A 16916-nucleotide genomic window follows, 5' to 3' on the forward strand; every position below is an offset into this window, starting at 1 on the left:
GGGACATAGTGGTCTCTCGAAGCCGGCGGCTCCTGGCTGCCGCGGTAGCCCTGACGCTGCCGTTTCTCGTTTCCGTGCCGGCGCAGGCCGCTCCGGCCGTTCCGGCCGCCCCCACCGACGCCGTCATCGCCCAGTGGGGCGCCGACCGGCCGGCCGCCAACGAGCAGTACTACTTCGTGCTGCCCGACCGTTTCGCCAACGGCAACAAGGCCAACGACAAGGGCGGCCGGACCGGCGACCGGCTCGCCACCGGTCTCGACCCGGCCGACAAGGGCTTCTATCACGGCGGCGACCTGGCCGGCGTGATCGACAAGCTCGACTACATCCAGGGGCTCGGCACCACGGCGATCTGGCTCGCGCCGGTCTTCAAGAACCGGCCGGTGCAGGGCACCGGGGACGACGTGTCGGCCGGCTACCACGGCTACTGGATCACCGACTTCACCCAGGTCGACCCGCACTTCGGCACCAACGACGAGCTCAAGAAGCTGGTCCGGCTGGCCCACCAGCGCGGCCTGAAGGTGTTCCTGGACATCATCGCCAATCACACGGCCGACGTGATCCGCTATGCCGAGGACAAGTACGACTACATCGACAAGGCGACCAGCCCGTACGAGGATGCGCAGGGCCGCCCGTTCGACGACCGGAAGGGCGACTTTCCGAAGGTGTCGACGGCCTCCTTCCCGTACACGCCGGTCTTTCCCTCGGCCGCCGACAAGACGGTCAAGAAACCGGCCTGGCTCAACGACCCCACGATGTACCACAACCGCGGCAACTCGACCTTCGCCGGCGAGAACAGCGAGTACGGCGACTTCTACGGGCTCGACGACCTGTGGACCGAGCGGCCCGAGGTTGTCCGGGGGCTGACCGACATCTACGCGTACTGGATCGCCGCCACCGGCATCGACGGCTACCGGCTCGACACCGTCAAGCACGTGGATCTCGACTTCTGGCCGCAGTTCAGCGCGGGCATCGAGAAGGCCGCGGCCCGGGCCGGCAAGAAGGACTTCTTCATGTTCGGCGAGGTCTACAGCGCCGACCAGGAGATCGAATCCACCTACGTACGCCGGGGCGGGCTGCCCGCCACGCTGGACTTCTCGTTCCAGGAGGCGGCCAAGGGCTTCGTGGCCGGTGACGGTTCGGCCCGGGCGCTGGCCGACGTGTACGCCAAGGACGATCTCTACACCGCCCGGGACACGAATGCGGGCCGGCTGCCGACGTTCCTCGGCAACCACGACATGGGCCGGATCGGGTCGTCCCTCAAGGGTGACGACGCTCTGCGCCGTGATCAGCTCGCGCACGAGCTGATGTTCCTGACCCGCGGGCAACCGGTCGTCTACTCCGGCGACGAGCAGGGCTTCACCGGGCCGGGCGGCGACAAGGACGCGCGGCAGGACATGTTCGCCTCGAAGACGGCCGACTACCTCGACGACGACCTGATCGGCACCGACCGCACGCACGCGGTCGACAACTACAACACCGGGCACCCGCTCTATCGCACGATCGCGTCGCTGGGCGCGCTGCGCAAGGCCAACTCGGCGCTGCGCGGCGGGGTGCAGGTCACCCGGCACGCGGCCGCGGGGCCGGGCGTGTTCGCGGCGTCCCGGATCGACCCGGCCGAGCGGGTCGAGTACGTGGTGGCGGCCAACAGCGCGACCACCGCGCAGACCGTCACCCTCGACACGTGGTCGCCCTCGACGACGTTCCGCGGGATCTACGGCACCTCGGCGCTCTCGCCGGCCACCGCCGCGGGCCAGGTGACCATCACGGTGCCGCCGCTGTCGGCCGTCGCGCTGCGGGCCGGCAAGCCGATCGCCGGGCCGTCGGCCGCTCCGACGGTGAAGTTCACCTCGCCGGCCGGCGCGCTCGTGCCCACCCCCACGAAACTGGCCGTCGAGACCACCGGCGACCCGCTGTCCACGGTCACCTTCGCGGCGCAGGTCGGCGACGGCCCGTGGCAGCTCGTCGGCTCGGGCACGAGCTCGGCCTATCACGACCTGACCGGGCTGGCCGGCGGCACGACCGTGCGCTACAAGGCCGTCGTCCGCGACAGCGGGGGCCGGCTCGCGTCGACGGTCACGAGCATCAAGGTGGGCACTCCGGTCACCGCGACCAGTCCCGACTACGCCGTCGTGCACTACCAGCGGCCGGCCGGGGGCTACGACGACTACGGCCTCTACGTGTTCGGCGACGTCGACCCGTCGATGACGACCACGTATCCGGCCGGGCAGCCGTTCGTGGGGGAGGACGAGTACGGCCGGTTCGCGTACGTGAAACTCGCCCCGGACGCCCGGAACGTGGGCTTCATCGTGGTCGGCAAGGACGGCGTGAAGGACGTCGACACGGACCGGTTCTTCGACCCGTCGCGGAACGGCGAGATCTGGCTGAAGCAGGGCGAGGCCGGGATCACGACCACGCCGCCGCCGGTCGAGCAGGATCCGGGCACGGCGGTCATCCACTACCGCACGGCCGACGCCACCGGCTGGGGCCTGCACGTCTGGGACGGCGCGGCCGAGCCGACCGACTGGGCGGCGCCGCTGACACCGACCGGAACCGACTCGTTCGGCCCGTACTGGGAAGTGCCGCTGGCGGCCGGGGCGACCGCGCTCAAATACATCATCCACAAGGGCGACGAGAAGGATCTGCCCGACGACCAGCAACTCACGTTCGCCGAGGGCGGGCGCGAGATCTGGCTGCTGGGCGGGGTCTCGCCGAGGCTGGCGCCGGTCGTCGCGAAGACCGGCTCGGGCGGTGTCGCCGACGTGACCAAGTCGTCGGCCGTCTGGCTCGACCGCGGCACGATCGCGTGGCGGCCCGGCGGTTCGACCGACGGCAAGACCTACGACCTGGTGTACGCGCCGGGCGGGATCGACAACTCGGTTTCCGGCGACTTCGCCTCGGTGCGGCTCACGGCCCGGCCCGGTGGCCTGACCGAGGCGCAGCGCACCCGGTTCCCGCACCTGTGGCAGTACGACGCGTTCCAGCTGCCCAGAGGGGTGAACGTCAAGGACGTGCTGCGCGGGCAGGTGGTGCTGACCGAACGGGACGCGACCGGCACGCTGCTGGCCGCCACCGGGGTGCAGACCGCCGGCGTGCTCGATGACGTCTACGCGACCGCGGCGGCCGACACCAAGCTGGGGCCGGTCGGGACCACGCTGTCGGTGTGGGCGCCCACCGCTCAGAACGTCGACCTGCAGCTGTTCGACACGGCGGAGTCCGGCCCGTCCATCGTGAAGATGAACCGCGACGACCGTACGGGGATCTGGTCGGTCCGCGGCCCGGCGAGCTGGAAGGGCAAGTACTACTCGTACCGGGTGACCGCGTGGCAGCCCGCCGCGAACAAGGTCGTCACGGCCGCGGTCACCGACCCGTACGCGCTGGGCCTGTCGACCGACTCGAAGCTGAGCCGGATCGTCGACCTGGCCGACCCGGCGCTCGCGCCCCCGGGCTGGACGGGTCTGCGCAAGCCGGCCGCGGTGCCCTCGGCAAAGATCCAGATCTCCGAGCTGTCGGTACGGGACTTCTCGATGGCCGACAAGACCGTCCCGGCCGGGCGGCGCGGCACGTACGCGGCCTTCACCGACCCGGAGACCGACGGTATGAAGCACCTGACCGCGCTGGCCGGCGCCGGGGTCACCCACCTGCACCTGCTGCCGGTGTTCGACTTCGCGACCATTCCCGAGAAGCGCGCCGACCAGAAGACGCCGGCGTGCGATCTGCCCTCGCTGCCGCCGGACTCGGAGGAGCAGCAGAAGTGTGTGGCCGCGGTGGCCGCCACCGACGGCTACAACTGGGGCTACGACCCGCTGCACTACACGGTGCCCGAGGGCGGGTACGCCGTCGATCCCGACCAGCGGACCCGGGAGTTCCGGCAGATGGTGGCCGGGGTGAACAGGGCCGGGCTGCGCGTGGTGATGGACGTCGTCTACAACCACACGCCGGCCGCCGGCACCGATGGAAAGTCGGTGCTCGACCAGATCGTGCCCGGCTACTACCAGCGGCTGCTGGCCGACGGAACGGTCGCCAACTCCACCTGCTGCGCCAACACCGCGCCCGAGAACGCGATGATGGGCAAGCTCGTCGTCGACTCGATCGTCACGTGGGCCAGGGCGTACAAGGTGGACGGTTTCCGCTTCGACCTGATGGGCCACCACCCGAAGGCGAACATCCTGGCCGTACGGGCGGCTCTCGATCGGTTGTCGGTGCGCAAGGACGGCGTCGACGGCAAGAGCATCAACCTGTACGGCGAGGGCTGGGACTTCGGCGAGGTGGCCGGGAACGCGCGCTTCGAGCAGGCCACGCAGGCCAACATGGCCGGCACGGGCGTCGCGACCTTCAACGACCGGCTGCGCGACGCCGTACGCGGTGGCGGGCCGTTCGACGAGAACCCGAGGGTGCAGGGCTTCGCCACGGGGCTGCTCAGCGCGCCCAACGGCGACGCGGTCAACGGCACGGCGGCCGAGCAGAAGGCGCGGCTGCTGCACTACCAGGACCTGATCAAGGTGGGGCTGAGCGGCAACCTGAAGTCGTACCGGTTCGTGTCGTCCGCGGGTCAGGTCGTCACGGGTTCCCAGGTCGACTACAACGGCTCACCGGCCGGCTACACGGCGGCGCCGGGGGAGGCCATCACCTACGTCGACGCGCACGACAACGAGATCCTGTACGACGCGATGGCGTTCAAGCTGGCCCGGTCGACCTCGGCCGCCGAGCGGGCCCGGGCCCAGTCGGTGGCGCTGGCGACGACCGCGCTCGGGCAGGGGGCCGGGTTCGTGACCGCCGGTAGCGAACGGTTGCGGTCCAAATCGCTCGACCGCAACTCGTACAACTCGGGGGACTGGTTCAACCAGATCGTCTGGGACTGCGCGTCCGGCAACGGATTCGGCCGGGGGCTGCCTCCGGCGGCTGACAACTCCGACAAGTGGGTTTTCGCGAAGCCGCTGCTGGCCGATCCGGCTCTGGTCCCGTCGTGCGCCGACGTGGCGCTCACCGATGCCCGCTACCAGGAACTGCTGAAGATCCGCGGCTCGTCGCCGGTCTTCGGCCTGCCGACCGCCGCCGAGGTGCAGAAGAGGCTGTCGTTCCCGCTCTCCGGAACGGCCGAGACCCCGGGGGTTGTCACGATGACCCTGGACGGACGGGGAATCGACCGGACCTGGAAGTCGGTGACGGTGGTCTTCAACGGCACCTCGGCGGCCACCACCCAGACCGTCGCGCCGCTCGCCGGCCGGACGGTCGCTCTCCACCCGGTCCAGCGGAACTCCGCCGATCCGCTGGTCCGCACGGCCGCGTTCGCCAAGGCGACCGGCACTTTCACGGTCCCGGCCCGTACGGTCGCCGTGTTCGTTGAGAGTTAGGTGACGGGAACGGTCGCGAGCCTCGCCCGCAGGCTCGCGACCGGCTCCGGCCGGCCCAGGTGGTAGCCCTGCGCGAACCGGCCGCCCAGCGTGATCAGCAGGTCGAGTTCCTCCTCGGTCTCCACGCCCTCGACCACAACCTTGAGCCCGAGCGTGTGACCGAGCTGCAGCACCGCGCTGACCAGCTCCTGCTGCCGCCGGTGACCGGCCAGCCCGGTGATGAACGACCGGTCCACCTTGAGCACGTCGACCGGGATGTCACGCAGGTAGCCCAGCGACGAGTAGCCCGTGCCGAAGTCGTCGATGGCGATGCGCACGCCCAGCTCGCGCAGCTCCTCGAGCCGCCCGGCGGTGACCGCGAGGTCGCGCATCAGCACCGTCTCGGTCAGCTCCAGCACCAGGCAGCCCGGGGCGACGCCGGTGGAGGCCAGGGCGTACGCCACCCGGTCGGTCAGGTCCGGCACCTCGAGGTTCGCGGCCGACAGGTTGACGCTGATCCACTGCGGTGCGGTTCTGGGCGAGGTCTCCTGCCAGTCGCGCATCGTCCGGCACGCCTCGTTCAGCATCCACCGGTCGATCTCGGTGATCAGCCCGGTCTCCTCGGCCAGCGGGATGAACGCGCCCGGCTGCTGCAGCCCCTGTTCCGGGTCCTCCCAGCGCACCAGCGCCTCGGCCCCGCGGACCTCCCGGGTCGTCACGTCCACCACCGGCTGCAGGTGCAGGCGCAGCTCGCCGCGGTGCACCGCCTCGCGCAGCCGGGCCTCCTGGTCCAGCCGGTCGAGCAGTTGCTCGTGCATGCGCGTCTCGAAGACCTCGTAGCAGGCCTTGCCCTTGGCCTTGGCCGCGTACATGGCGACGTCCGCGTTACGCAGCACCTCGTCGGCGTCGGTGTAGCGCTCGGCCGCGGGCACCACCCCGACGCTGACGCTGATCGTCGCCTCGCGGTGCTGGATCAGGAACGGCTTGTCCAGGGCGTCGACGCAGGCCTGGGCCCATCGCTCGGGATCGGCCCCGGCGTCGCCCGGCTCGGTCTCCAGCAGCACGGCGAACTCGTCGCCGCCGAGCCGGGCCACCGTGTCCTGCGGTCGCAACGCGGCGGTCAGCCGCTCGGCCGCCGTGCGCAGCAGGGCGTCGCCGGCGTTGTGCCCCAGGCTGTCGTTGACCTTCTTGAAGCCGTCCAGGTCGAGGTAGAGCACGGCGACGCCGGCGCGACCGGCCCGGGCCCGGACCATCGCGTGGTCGACCCGGTCGAGGAACAGCTTGCGGTTGGGCAGGCCGGTCAGCCCGTCGTGCAGGGCCTGGTGGCGCAGGTCGAACTCGAGGGCGCGCTGCCGGGTGACGTCGCGCAGCACGACCACCCCGCCGATCCGCCGCCCGTCCTTCTCGATCGGGCTGATCGTGTAGGCCACCCGCACCGACGTGCCGTCCGGCCGGTCGACGGTGACCTCGGCCCGCTCGACGTCCGGCAGCAGCGTGGCCGCCTCCTTGTTGAGCAGCCCCTCGACGCCCAGGCCGGTGATGCGGCCCGCCGCCTCGTTGGCGAACGTGATCCGGCCCTGGGCGTCGACGCCGCAGATGCCCTCGCCCGCGTTGGCCAGGATGCGGTCGGTGTACTCCTTGGCCAGGATCTCGCGGGCCGACCGGTCCAGGCGTACGGCCATGTCGTTGAACGCGTCACCGAGCCGGGAGATCTCGTCGCGCCGGCCGAGCCGCACCCGCTGCGTGTAGTCGCCGTCCCGGATGCTCTCCACGGCGCGGGTCAGCCGCCCGATCCGCCGGACGATCGACTCGGCGGTGGCCAGGCCGAGCGCCAGCACGAGCAGGATGCAGATGATCCCGGCGTACAGGATGATCGTCTCGGCGTGCCCGGTGACCGCCTCCATCTGCTCGTAGAGCGGGGTGTACTCGAGAACGACCGCGCCGAGGGTGACGTCGTTCTTGCCCAGCAGGGGGACAACGACCTGCTGGATGCCGTCGGGGTAGTCGTCGCTGGTCTCGACGAAGACCCGCGACCGGCCGTCGGCGATGGTGCGGCCGATCTCGTTGCCGGTGTCGTGGTCGAAGGTGGTGCCGACGTTCTCGGGCACGGCGTCGGCCAGGATCCGCTTCCCGGTGTCGACCACCACGACGTCCCGGTTCTGCAGTTCGTGCAGGCGCTCGAGATAGGCGGTGAGCGCGACCGGGTGGTCGATCAGGGCGGGCGGCTCCTCGCCCAGGGTGTCCGCGGCCAGCCCGAACGCCACGTCCTTGGCGATGCCCCGGGCCACCTGCTCGGCCTCGGTGATCGCGGCCAGACGGGTGGTCTCGGCGTCGGCGTGCAACACGACAGCCCCGGTCGCGGCGACCATGGCGGCCACCGTGAGGAAGCCGCCGAGCAGCTTCTGCCGTACGTTCATGCCGACTTGTCCCGTTCCGCCCGGCGAAGGTCTCCCTTCTGCTGTTCGGCACGGGGGCCCGCGAGGTGAGCGTCAGGGGGCCGCGACGGGGTCCCGTTCCGGTTCGGCGGCCGGTGTCCGGGTCTTACGGGCGTACAGGCCGAGCGCGACGGCGATCAGCACGGCCGTGCCCGAGGCGACGCCGACGATCGCGGTGGACAGGTCGAACAGCTTGAGCGCGCTGGCCAGCAGGACGATCACCAGGGCGGCCCGCACCAGACCGGCCGGGGCCCGCGACGAGACGCGCGAGCCGATCAGCACGCCGGGGATCGAGCCGATCAGCACGGCGGCGGCCAGGTCGAGATGCAGGTCGCCGAAGAAGGCGTGCCCCAGCGCGGCCGCGGTGACCAGGGGGACGGCCTGCACGAGGTCGGTGCCGACCAGGTTGTTGGCCCGCAGCGCCGGATACATGGCCAGCAGCGCCACGATGATCAGCGAGCCCGACCCGACCGAGGTCAGCCCGACGATCAGCCCGCCCACCGCGCCGAGCGCGGCCGTCGCCAGCGGCCGGACCGTGATCCGGCCGTCGCCCTCGCCGTTCCGCCGGCTCGCCCACGCCTTGAGCAGCAGCCCACCGGCGGCCAGCAGCAACGCGACGCCCAGGGCCACCCGGATGGCGTGCTGCACCGACTCGTCGTCGCCCAGCAGGCGCAGCAACAGCACCCCGAGGAAGGCGCTGGGCACGCTGCCCGCACACAGCCACCCGACCAGCGACCAGTTCACCGTGCCGCGCCGGGCGTGCACCCAGCCGCCGAACGGCTTCATCACCGCGCTCGCGGCCAGGTCGCTCGAGACCGCGGCCACCGGCGGCACACCGAAGACGAGCACCAGGATGGGGGTCATCAGGGCGCCGCCGCCCATGCCGGTCAGCCCGACGACGATGCCGACGCCGAGCCCGGCCAGCGCGAGGGTCCAATCCACCGGACGAGTCTGGAAGACCATCCCCCACCTTGTCCACTAAATCAGTGGACTTTATCGAGATTCCCATCCGGTGGTAACGCTAGTGGGTGAGCCCGCCCGTCCCGGGGTATCAGCCCGGCATGGAACAGCTGCAGTGGCTCGCCGTGGTCCGGCATGGCCAGAGCACCGGAAACGTCACCGCGCAGGACGCCGAGACCGGCGGCGCCGAGGAGATAGACATCCCCGAGCGCGACGCCGACGTGCCGCTGTCCGACCTCGGCCGGGAGCAGGCCGAGGCGGTCGGCGCGTTCCTGGCCAAACAGCCGGACGACGAGCGGCCCGGGATCGCGATCGTCTCGCCCTATCTGCGCACCCGCCAGACCGCCGAGCTGGCGCTGGCCGGCACCGGCGTCCGGGTCGTCGTCGACGAACGCCTGCGCGACCGGGAGCTGGGCGTCCTCGACCTGCTGACCGCCCGCGGGGTGCAGCAGCGGCTACCCGGCGAGGCCCGCCGGCGGGCCCGGCTCGGCAAGTTCTACTACCGGCCACCGGGCGGCGAGTCCTGGGCCGACGTCCTGCTGCGCCTGCGCGCGCTGCTGCGCGAGTTGCGCGAGGACCACCCGGACGGCCGGGTCGTGCTGTTCGGCCACGAGGCGATCGTGCTGCTCGTCCGCTATCTCGCCGAGGGCTTGAGCGAGGCCGAACTGATGGAGATCGCGCACGAGACCGCCGTCGCGAACTGCTCGATCAGCAGCTGGCGCCGGCAGGACGGCAAGCTGCGCCCGGAACTGTTCAACTCGGTCGAGCACCTGCACCGCGAGGGCACGCCGCACACCAAGCAGGAGGACGTCGATGCCGAACCGAACTGACGAGATCGTCATCACCCCGGCCGTGCTGCGGGACTGGCCGCTGCCCGACCCGAGCGGCGGCAAGGAATCACGCGGCACGGTCCTGGTGGTCGGTGGGTCCAAGTTCAACCCGGGAGCGGTGTTGCTGGCCGGCGAGGCGGCGCTGCGGGCCGGCGCCGGGCGCTTGCAGCTGGCGGTGGCCGAGGAGACGGCGGTGGCCATGAGCATCGCGGTGCCCGAGGCCAAGGTGATCGGCCTGTCCGACGTCGACGAGCTGACCACGCTGGCCGGGGCGGCCGACGTGATCGCGCTCGGGCCGGGACTGGACGACATCGACAAGACCACCGAGCTGATGCGTACGGTGCTCGGCGCGGCCGGCTCCGGCACGGCGGTGGTGCTCGACGCGTACGCCCTGGGCGCGCTCAGCAAGGATGCAAGCCTGCTGCGCCAGCGCCGCGCCGTGCTGACGCCGAACTTCACCGAGGCCGGGCATCTGCTCGGGCGTGAACCCGGCGACGACCCGGCCAAGGCGGCGGCCGAGCTGGCCGAGCGCTATCAGGCAGTGGTCTCGCTGTACGGCCACATCGTCACCCCCGACGGCCGCCGCTGGGCCGAGCAGAGCGGCGACGCCGGGCTGGGCACCTCGGGCAGCGGCGACACCCGGGCGGGCATCGTGGCCGGCCTGCTCGGTCGGGGCGCCGAACCGGCGCAGGCCGCGTGCTGGGGCGCGTACGCGCACGCGGTCAGCGGCCAACGGCTGATGCTGCGGCACGGCCGCACCGGCTTCCTGGCCCGCGAACTCGTCGACGAGGTGGCCGGCACGATCGCCACGATCTGACCCGCTGCGTCCGCGGCGCCGTCCTCTGGCCGGGGGTGGCGCCGCGTTCTGCGTCACAATTGGTTGTGGAGATCGCCGGTGGGGAGCGGGAGGCGTAGTGTACGAAACAGTTTCGTTTCGCAAGGCATGCCGGATCGGGGGAAGTCATGGCTGAGCAGGCGCGAACCGCCTCGTCGGCCGGGCGGTCCCGGCGTCTCGACAGCGAGCGTGAGCAGGCGATCCTGCGCGCCGCATACGAGTTGCTCGGCGAGACGGGCTATCAGGGTCTTCGGGTGGACGCGGTGGCCGCCCGGGCCCAGGCGAGCAAGGCGACGCTGTACCGGCACTGGCCGACCAAGGCCGAGCTGGTCACCGACGCCGTCCGGGCGTGCAAGGCGGCCGACGCGCCGCTGCCCGACACCGGGTCGCTCCGCGGCGACCTGCTGGCGTGGTTCTGCGACATCGCCACGATGATCAGCAGCGAGGAGGGGCCTCTCCTGGCCGGGCTGTTCATGGCCTTGCACACCGACCCCGAGCTGGCGGCACAGCTGCGCCAGATGCGGGAATCGAAGATCCCGTTCGCGGAAGCCATCTGCGCCCGGGCCGAGGCCCGCGGCGAACTATGCCCGGGCTACGACGCCCGCCTGATCGACGAGATCGTGCCGGCGATGGTCTTCATGCGCGGCTTCGCCCTCGGCGAGCCCATCGACCCGCCGTTCCTCGACCACCTCGTCGACGACATCATCCTGCCCCTGCTCAAACGCTGACCCCGCACCACTCACCAACGCCCCGTCGCTGACGAGGGTGGATCTCCGCATGCCCTTTCAAGGGGGGACCTCCATGTCCATCTCGACTTCTGACGCCGCCAATCCGCCGGATATTTCGCCTAAACCACGAAACCGGTGGCTCGCTCTGGCCGTCATCGCGGTCTCCCAGCTGCTCATCGTGCTCGACGCCACGATCGTCAACATCGCCCTGCCGACCGCCCAGGCCGACCTGAACATCAGCGACGCCGACCGGCAGTGGATGATCACGGCGTACACCCTGGCCTTCGGTGGCCTGCTGCTGCTCGGCGGTCGCATCGCCGACTTCACCGGCCGCAAGCGGGCGTTCATCATCGGCCTGCTCGGCTTCGCCGGCGCGTCGGCGCTGGGCGGCCTGGCCACCAACGCCGAGACGCTGTTCGCGGCCCGCGCGCTGCAGGGCGCGTTCGGCGCGCTCATGGCCCCGGCGGCGTTGTCGCTGCTCACGGTCACCTTCACCGAGGCCCGCGAACGGGCCCGGGCCTTCGGCGTCTACGGCGCCATCGCCGGTGGCGGCGGCGCGGTCGGCCTGCTGCTGGGCGGTCTGCTCACCGAGTACGCCTCCTGGCGCTGGACCCTGCTGGTCAGCACCCCGATCGCGATCGTGGCCGCGCTGGCCGCCGTCCGGTTCGTCGGCGAAAGCAAGGCCGAGGGCAACACCCGCTACGACCTGCCCGGCGCGATCACCTCGACCGGTGGTCTCGTCGCCCTGGTCTACGGCTTCACGAAGGCCAGCGAGGACGGGTGGAGCTCGCCGGTCACCATCGCCTGGCTGGTCGCGGCGGTCCTGCTGCTGGTGTCGTTCGTCGTCATCGAGATGCGCAGCGCCCACCCGCTGCTGCCGATGCGCGTCATCCTCGACCGCAACCGCGGGGGCGCGTACGTCTCGGCGCTGTTGATCGGCTCGGGTCTGTTCGGCATGTTCCTGTTCCTGACGTTCTATCTGCAGCTCACGCTGGGCTACTCGGCCCTGATGACCGGTGTCGCGTTCCTGCCGTTCACGTTCGGCATCATCGCCGGCGCCGGGTTCTCGGCCCAGCTGCAGACCCGCTTCGGCCCGCGCGTGCTGATGACCGGCGGCCTGGCGCTGGCCGCGATCGGCATGGTCATGCTGACCCAGATCGGCGTGGACACCGGCTTCTGGACCCACGTCTTCCCGGCCGAGCTGGTGCTCAGCTTCGGCATGGGCGTCACCTTCGGGCCCATGTCCAACACCGCCCTGGTCGGCGTGGCCGGCCACGACGCCGGGGTGGCCAGCGCCCTGATCAACACCACCCAGCAGATCGGCGGCTCGCTGGGCACCGCGCTGCTCAACACCATCTTCACCTCGTCGCTGGCCGGGTACCTCGCCGACCACCGCGGCGAAATCACCAGCCCGGACCAGGTCCCCGCCCTCCAGGCGGTGGCGACGGTCCACAGCTACACGGTCGCCTTCTGGGTCAGCGCCGCCCTGATCGGCGTGGCCGCCCTGGTGGCCTTCATCCTGGTGCGCGCCCGCCGCGACGAGGTCGCCGCGACCGAAGGCGTCCCGGTCGGGGTCTAGCGCTCGGGTTGGCCGCTCGGGTTCAACGCTCGGGTTGACCGCTCGGTTGACTGCTCGGGTTGGCCGCTCGGGTTGACCGCTCGGTTGACTGCTCGGGTTGACTGCTCGGGTTGACCGCTTGGGTTGACCGCTCGGGTTGACCGCTCGGGTTGACCGCTTGGGTTGACCGCTCAGTCTCGCCGCTCGGCCAGGGTTGCCGCCCTGGCCGAGCGGTGAAGCCGTACCTACAGATCGATGCTGGGCAGGCGGACCGTGACGGTTGTGCCGGTGGACTCGTGGGACGCCAGGGTGATCGAACCGTGGTGGCGTTCCACGACCACCCGGCACAGCGCCAGGCCGAGGCCCGCCCCCGGAATGCCGGTGTGGCGGGCGTTGCCGGCCCGATAGAGGCGGCGGAACAGTCGTGGCTGCTCGGCGGGGGCCACGCCCGGCCCGTTGTCGGTCACGGTCAGCACGGCCGCCTCGCCCTGGTCGTCGGCCAGCGTCACGGTGACCTTGGAGTCGGGGCGGCTGAACTTGACCGCGTTCTCGACCAGCGCGTCGGCCATCTGGCGCAGCCGGACGGCGTCGCCGGGGACGGTCAGCTCGTCGGGCATGCGGGCGTCGACGGTGACACCGCGCTCGGCCGCGGCGCGCGAGACGGCGTCGACCGCGCCGGCCACCACGTCGGTCAGGTCGACCGGCCGGATCGTGAGCTGGACGTGCCCCGACTCCAGCGCGGCCAGGTCGAGCAGCTTCTCGACCAGATCACGCAGCCGGGCATTGTTGCGCTGCACCACGTCGAGCAGGTCGCGCACCTCGCCCAGGGCCAGGTCGTCGGGGCTTTCGGCGATCAGGTCCACGTACGCCCCGATGGACGTCAACGGTGTGCGCAGCTCATGCCCGACGAGCGCGATGTACTCGTCGGTGGCCGCGGCCAGATGCAGGGCCAGCACCTCCGAGCGACGCTGCTCGAGGAACGCGCCGATCAGCCCGGCCAGCCCGGTCAGCAGCACGCCGAGTGCGGAGTCGGGCTCCTGCCTCTCGTACGAGAAAAAGGTCAGCACCCCGACGATGCGCTCGCCGCTGCGAACCGGGACCGCGCCGGCCGCCCGGAAATCGGTGCCCGCGGAGATGCTGGAGAGCACGGGCGAGTCGGCGGCGTGCAGGTCCGGCACCCAGATGACATCGGCGCGCTGCCAGCACGAACCGGCCAGACCGGTGCCCCGGGCCATGCTCACCGCCACCGGCAGCGGGCGCTCGTGCGGGGCCGTGTAGACACCGGCCGGGCGCAGCAGATCGGTCACCTCGTCGACCAGCCACAACCGTAGATAAGGCCAGCTCAGCGTCGTCCCGATCGCTTCCAGGATCCGGTCCGTGGCGTCCGAGGCGTGCGGATGGTCGGCGATGACCTTGAGCACCTCGTTCTCGCAGTGCTGATACTGCCGGTTGCGGTGCTGGCCGGTCACGTCGTGCATCGCGGCCACGGCCCCGGTCACCGCGCCCGACTCGTCGCGCACCGGTCGGGCGTTCACGGCGAACCAGCGTGGGCGGCCCAGTTCGTCGTGGGCCAGCAACTCGGCCTGCTGCACGTTCTCGCCGGCCAGGGCCCGGGAAAGAGCCAGTTCGTGCGTACGCAGGGCAGTGCCGTCCGGGCGCTGCAGGGCGAACTTGCGAGTGGCGTCGCCGATGGGGACGCTCCCGACGGCTGGGCCGACGAACTCGAGCATCGGCCGGTTCGCCAGCACCACCTGGCCCGCCGCGTCACACGCGATCACCCCGACATCCAGGGACTCCATCAACGCGTCGAAGAACGCCGGATTCTCCGGGGACGGAGTGCGGATCGGCGCCGCCGGGGCGGGCGGCGGCTCGGCCGGCAGGTGCGCGCGCAGGGCCTTAGTGAGTTCGGGAACGCCGAACGGCTTGCCGAGCACCGCCAGCGCGCCCGTCTCGGTCAGCCGGGGGTCACCCGGAAGGAGGTACGCCGTGACCAGCAGGACCGGCGTCCCGGCGATCTCCGGGTCGTGCCGGATCGCCCGGCACAGGTCGAGCCCGTTCAGGTGCGGCATGTCGACGTCGGCGACCACGAGCGAGGGCCGGTGCTCGGCGATGGCCTTGAGCGCCGCCTGCCCGTCACCGGTCACGATCACCTCGTGTCCCAGCCGCCGCACCACCTCCGCGATCACCCGCTGATGATCAAGGTTGTCCTCGGCCACCACCACACACGCCACGTTGGCCAGGCTAAAACCGCTCGCTCCCGGTCCGAGTGAAATTGGCCGATCATTCGCCGCATCGAGGTGACATCAGACTCTTTGCCGGTCCTGGTCGTGCGGGGCCCGGGTAGGAGGGGTAGGTGAACAGGGTGCCGGAGAACAATGTCGGACTGAGGTCCGAGCGCGGACCCGTCCTCGCCGCGGTCATGCTGTCCACCGCCCTGATCGCGATCGACTCGACCATCATCGCGACCGCGGTGCCCTCGATCGTCAAGGACATCGGCGGCTTCACCGAGTTCCCGTGGCTGTTCTCGATCTACCTGCTGGCCCAGGCCGTGTCGGTCCCGATCTACGGCAAGCTCAACGACCTGTTCGGGCGCAAGCCGGTGATCCTCTGGGGCATCGGGCTGTTCCTGCTCGGTTCGATCCTGTGCGGCGCGGCCTGGAGCATGCTCACCCTGATCATCTTCCGCGTGGTACAGGGCCTCGGCGCCGGCGCGATCATGCCGACCACCATCACGATCGTCGGCGACCTTTACTCCGTACGGGAAAGGTCCAAGGTCCAGGGGTACGTGGCCAGCGTGTGGGGCATCTCCTCGGTGATCGGCCCGACGCTGGGCGGCGTGTTCAGCGAGTGGGTCGACTGGCGCTGGATCTTCTTCGTCAACATCCCGCTCTGCCTGCTGGCCGGCACCATGATCTGGCGGCGCTTCCACGAACGGATGGAACGCGGCCGCCCGGTCATCGACTACAAGGGCGCCGCGCTGCTCACCGCCGGCCTGACGCTGGTCATCCTGGGCGTGCTCGAGGGCGGCCAGGCCTGGTCCTGGATCTCGTTGACCAGCCTGCTCGTGCTCGGCGGCGGCCTGGCGTTGCTGGTGGTGTTCGGCTTCGTCGAGCGCTCCGCGCCCGCCCCCGTCCTCCCGCTGTGGGTGTTCCGCCGCCGTCTGCTCGTCACTTCCGGCCAGCTGGCCATCGGCGTCGGCGCCATCCTGCTCGCGCTCAGCGCCTACGTGCCGGTCTTCGTGCAGGACGTGCTCGGCCACGGCCCGCTGGTGGCCGGTTTCGCCCTGGCCGCACTCACCCTGGGCTGGCCCATCTCGGCCAGCCAGGCCGGCAAGGTCTACCTGCGTGTCGGTTTCCGCGTGTGCGCCCTGATCGGCACCACCTTGGTACTGATCGGCACAGCCCTCCTGCTCTTGCTGGACGCGCAGTCGTCCGTCCTCACCGTGGGCGCGTTCTGCCTGTTCATCGGCTTCGGCATGGGCTTGACCGCCGCCCCCACCCTGATCGCGGCCCAGTCCAGCGTCGGCTGGTCCGAACGAGGCGTGGTCACCGCCAACAACATCTTCCTGCGCTCCCTTGGCAGCGCCTTGGGCGCAGCCGTCTTCGGAGCCATCGCCAACGCCATCATCGGCAGCAACGAGGTAGACCCGGCCAAGCTGACGATCGCAGTCCACCGCATCTTCATAGGCATGGTCCTGGTAGCCATCGCCATGCTGGTCCTGGCCGCCCTGATCCCCAAGTCAGCCGACGCCGTAACCACCGAGGCAAATGCCGACGCCACCCCCGACGGCGCCCCGGACAACTCGGCCCCCGCAGTCCGCGATGCTTCGCCGTCGCCCGACGATCCCGCGTCGTCTTCCACCCGCTGACACCAGACCCAGCCGTTCCCCGAGCCCGGCCGCCTCCGCCGCTCGCGGCCGCTCGCTCTTTCCGCACGCTCGGCTCTCGTGCCGCCCCGGCCCTTCCTGCCGAGTCCTGTTCCGGGGCCCCACTGTCGTGCCGTGGTGGCTTCTTCCGGCCGAGTCCTGTTCCATGTGCTCGGATCTCGTGCGTCGTCGGCCTCTCCCCGCGCGAGCCGCTTTCGCGTGCTCGGCCCTGCCGCGTCGGCGTCTTCCGCGCGAGCCCCGTGCCGCGTCGGCGCTTCTTGCGACCCGCTCCCGGGCCGCGCCGGTGTCTCCTTGCGCTTGCGCACTTCTGCTGGCTGATCGGGCGGGACGTGGTCGGTAAATGGGAGGCGTGAA

9 protein-coding genes are annotated in these 16916 nt (G+C 71.0%); 6 read left to right on the top strand and 3 right to left on the bottom strand.

Going from position 1 to position 16916, the window contains the following annotated elements; all coding sequences use genetic code 11:
* Positions 1-8 precede the first annotated feature (8 nt).
* Positions 9-5351, top strand: coding sequence for a pullulanase-type alpha-1,6-glucosidase (gene pulA, locus ACZ3I4_RS14580; RefSeq protein WP_465382381.1), 5343 nt, complete (start codon positions 9-11; stop codon positions 5349-5351).
* On the opposite strand, the gene ACZ3I4_RS14585 is transcribed toward pulA, so the two are convergent.
* Positions 5348-7747 carry a putative bifunctional diguanylate cyclase/phosphodiesterase gene (locus tag ACZ3I4_RS14585; RefSeq protein WP_465382382.1) on the bottom strand — a complete coding sequence of 800 codons (2400 nt, stop codon included), beginning with the start codon at positions 7745-7747 and terminating at the stop codon, positions 5348-5350. The genes pulA and ACZ3I4_RS14585 overlap by 4 nt on opposite strands.
* A gap of 72 nt (positions 7748-7819) precedes the next feature.
* Positions 7820-8707 (bottom strand): sulfite exporter TauE/SafE family protein, encoded by an 888-nt coding sequence (locus ACZ3I4_RS14590; protein WP_465382383.1) that lies wholly within the window; start codon positions 8705-8707, stop codon positions 7820-7822.
* A 119-nt stretch (positions 8708-8826) separates the two neighbouring features.
* On the opposite strand from ACZ3I4_RS14590, the gene ACZ3I4_RS14595 reads away from it, so the two are divergent.
* From ACZ3I4_RS14595 to ACZ3I4_RS14610, 4 genes are all read left to right on the top strand, one after another.
* On the top strand, positions 8827-9555 hold the full coding sequence (locus ACZ3I4_RS14595; RefSeq protein ID WP_465382384.1) for a histidine phosphatase family protein: 729 nt from the start codon (positions 8827-8829) through the stop codon (positions 9553-9555).
* Positions 9539-10372 (top strand): NAD(P)H-hydrate dehydratase, encoded by an 834-nt coding sequence (locus tag ACZ3I4_RS14600; RefSeq protein WP_465382385.1) that lies wholly within the window; start codon positions 9539-9541, stop codon positions 10370-10372. Before ACZ3I4_RS14595 ends, ACZ3I4_RS14600 begins: the two co-directional genes overlap by 17 nt.
* Positions 10373-10518: 146 nt before the next feature.
* Positions 10519-11118, top strand: a complete 600-nt coding sequence (locus ACZ3I4_RS14605; protein WP_465382386.1) for a TetR/AcrR family transcriptional regulator — start codon at positions 10519-10521, stop codon at positions 11116-11118.
* A gap of 73 nt (positions 11119-11191) precedes the next feature.
* Complete coding sequence (locus ACZ3I4_RS14610; protein WP_465382387.1) at positions 11192-12697, top strand: MFS transporter; 1506 nt, start codon at positions 11192-11194, stop codon at positions 12695-12697.
* A 224-nt stretch (positions 12698-12921) separates the two neighbouring features.
* Here the strand turns inward: ACZ3I4_RS14610 and ACZ3I4_RS14615 are convergent, their stop codons facing one another.
* Positions 12922-14907 carry a hybrid sensor histidine kinase/response regulator gene (locus ACZ3I4_RS14615; RefSeq protein WP_465382388.1) on the bottom strand — a complete coding sequence of 662 codons (1986 nt, stop codon included), beginning with the start codon at positions 14905-14907 and terminating at the stop codon, positions 12922-12924.
* Between the two features lie 122 nt (positions 14908-15029).
* Between ACZ3I4_RS14615 and ACZ3I4_RS14620 the strand changes: the two genes are divergently transcribed.
* Positions 15030-16544, top strand: coding sequence for an MDR family MFS transporter (locus ACZ3I4_RS14620; protein ID WP_465382389.1), 1515 nt, complete (start codon positions 15030-15032; stop codon positions 16542-16544).
* Positions 16545-16916: the final 372 nt, after the last annotated feature.

It is taken from the genome of Actinoplanes sp. NPDC021490, from assembly GCF_055562135.1.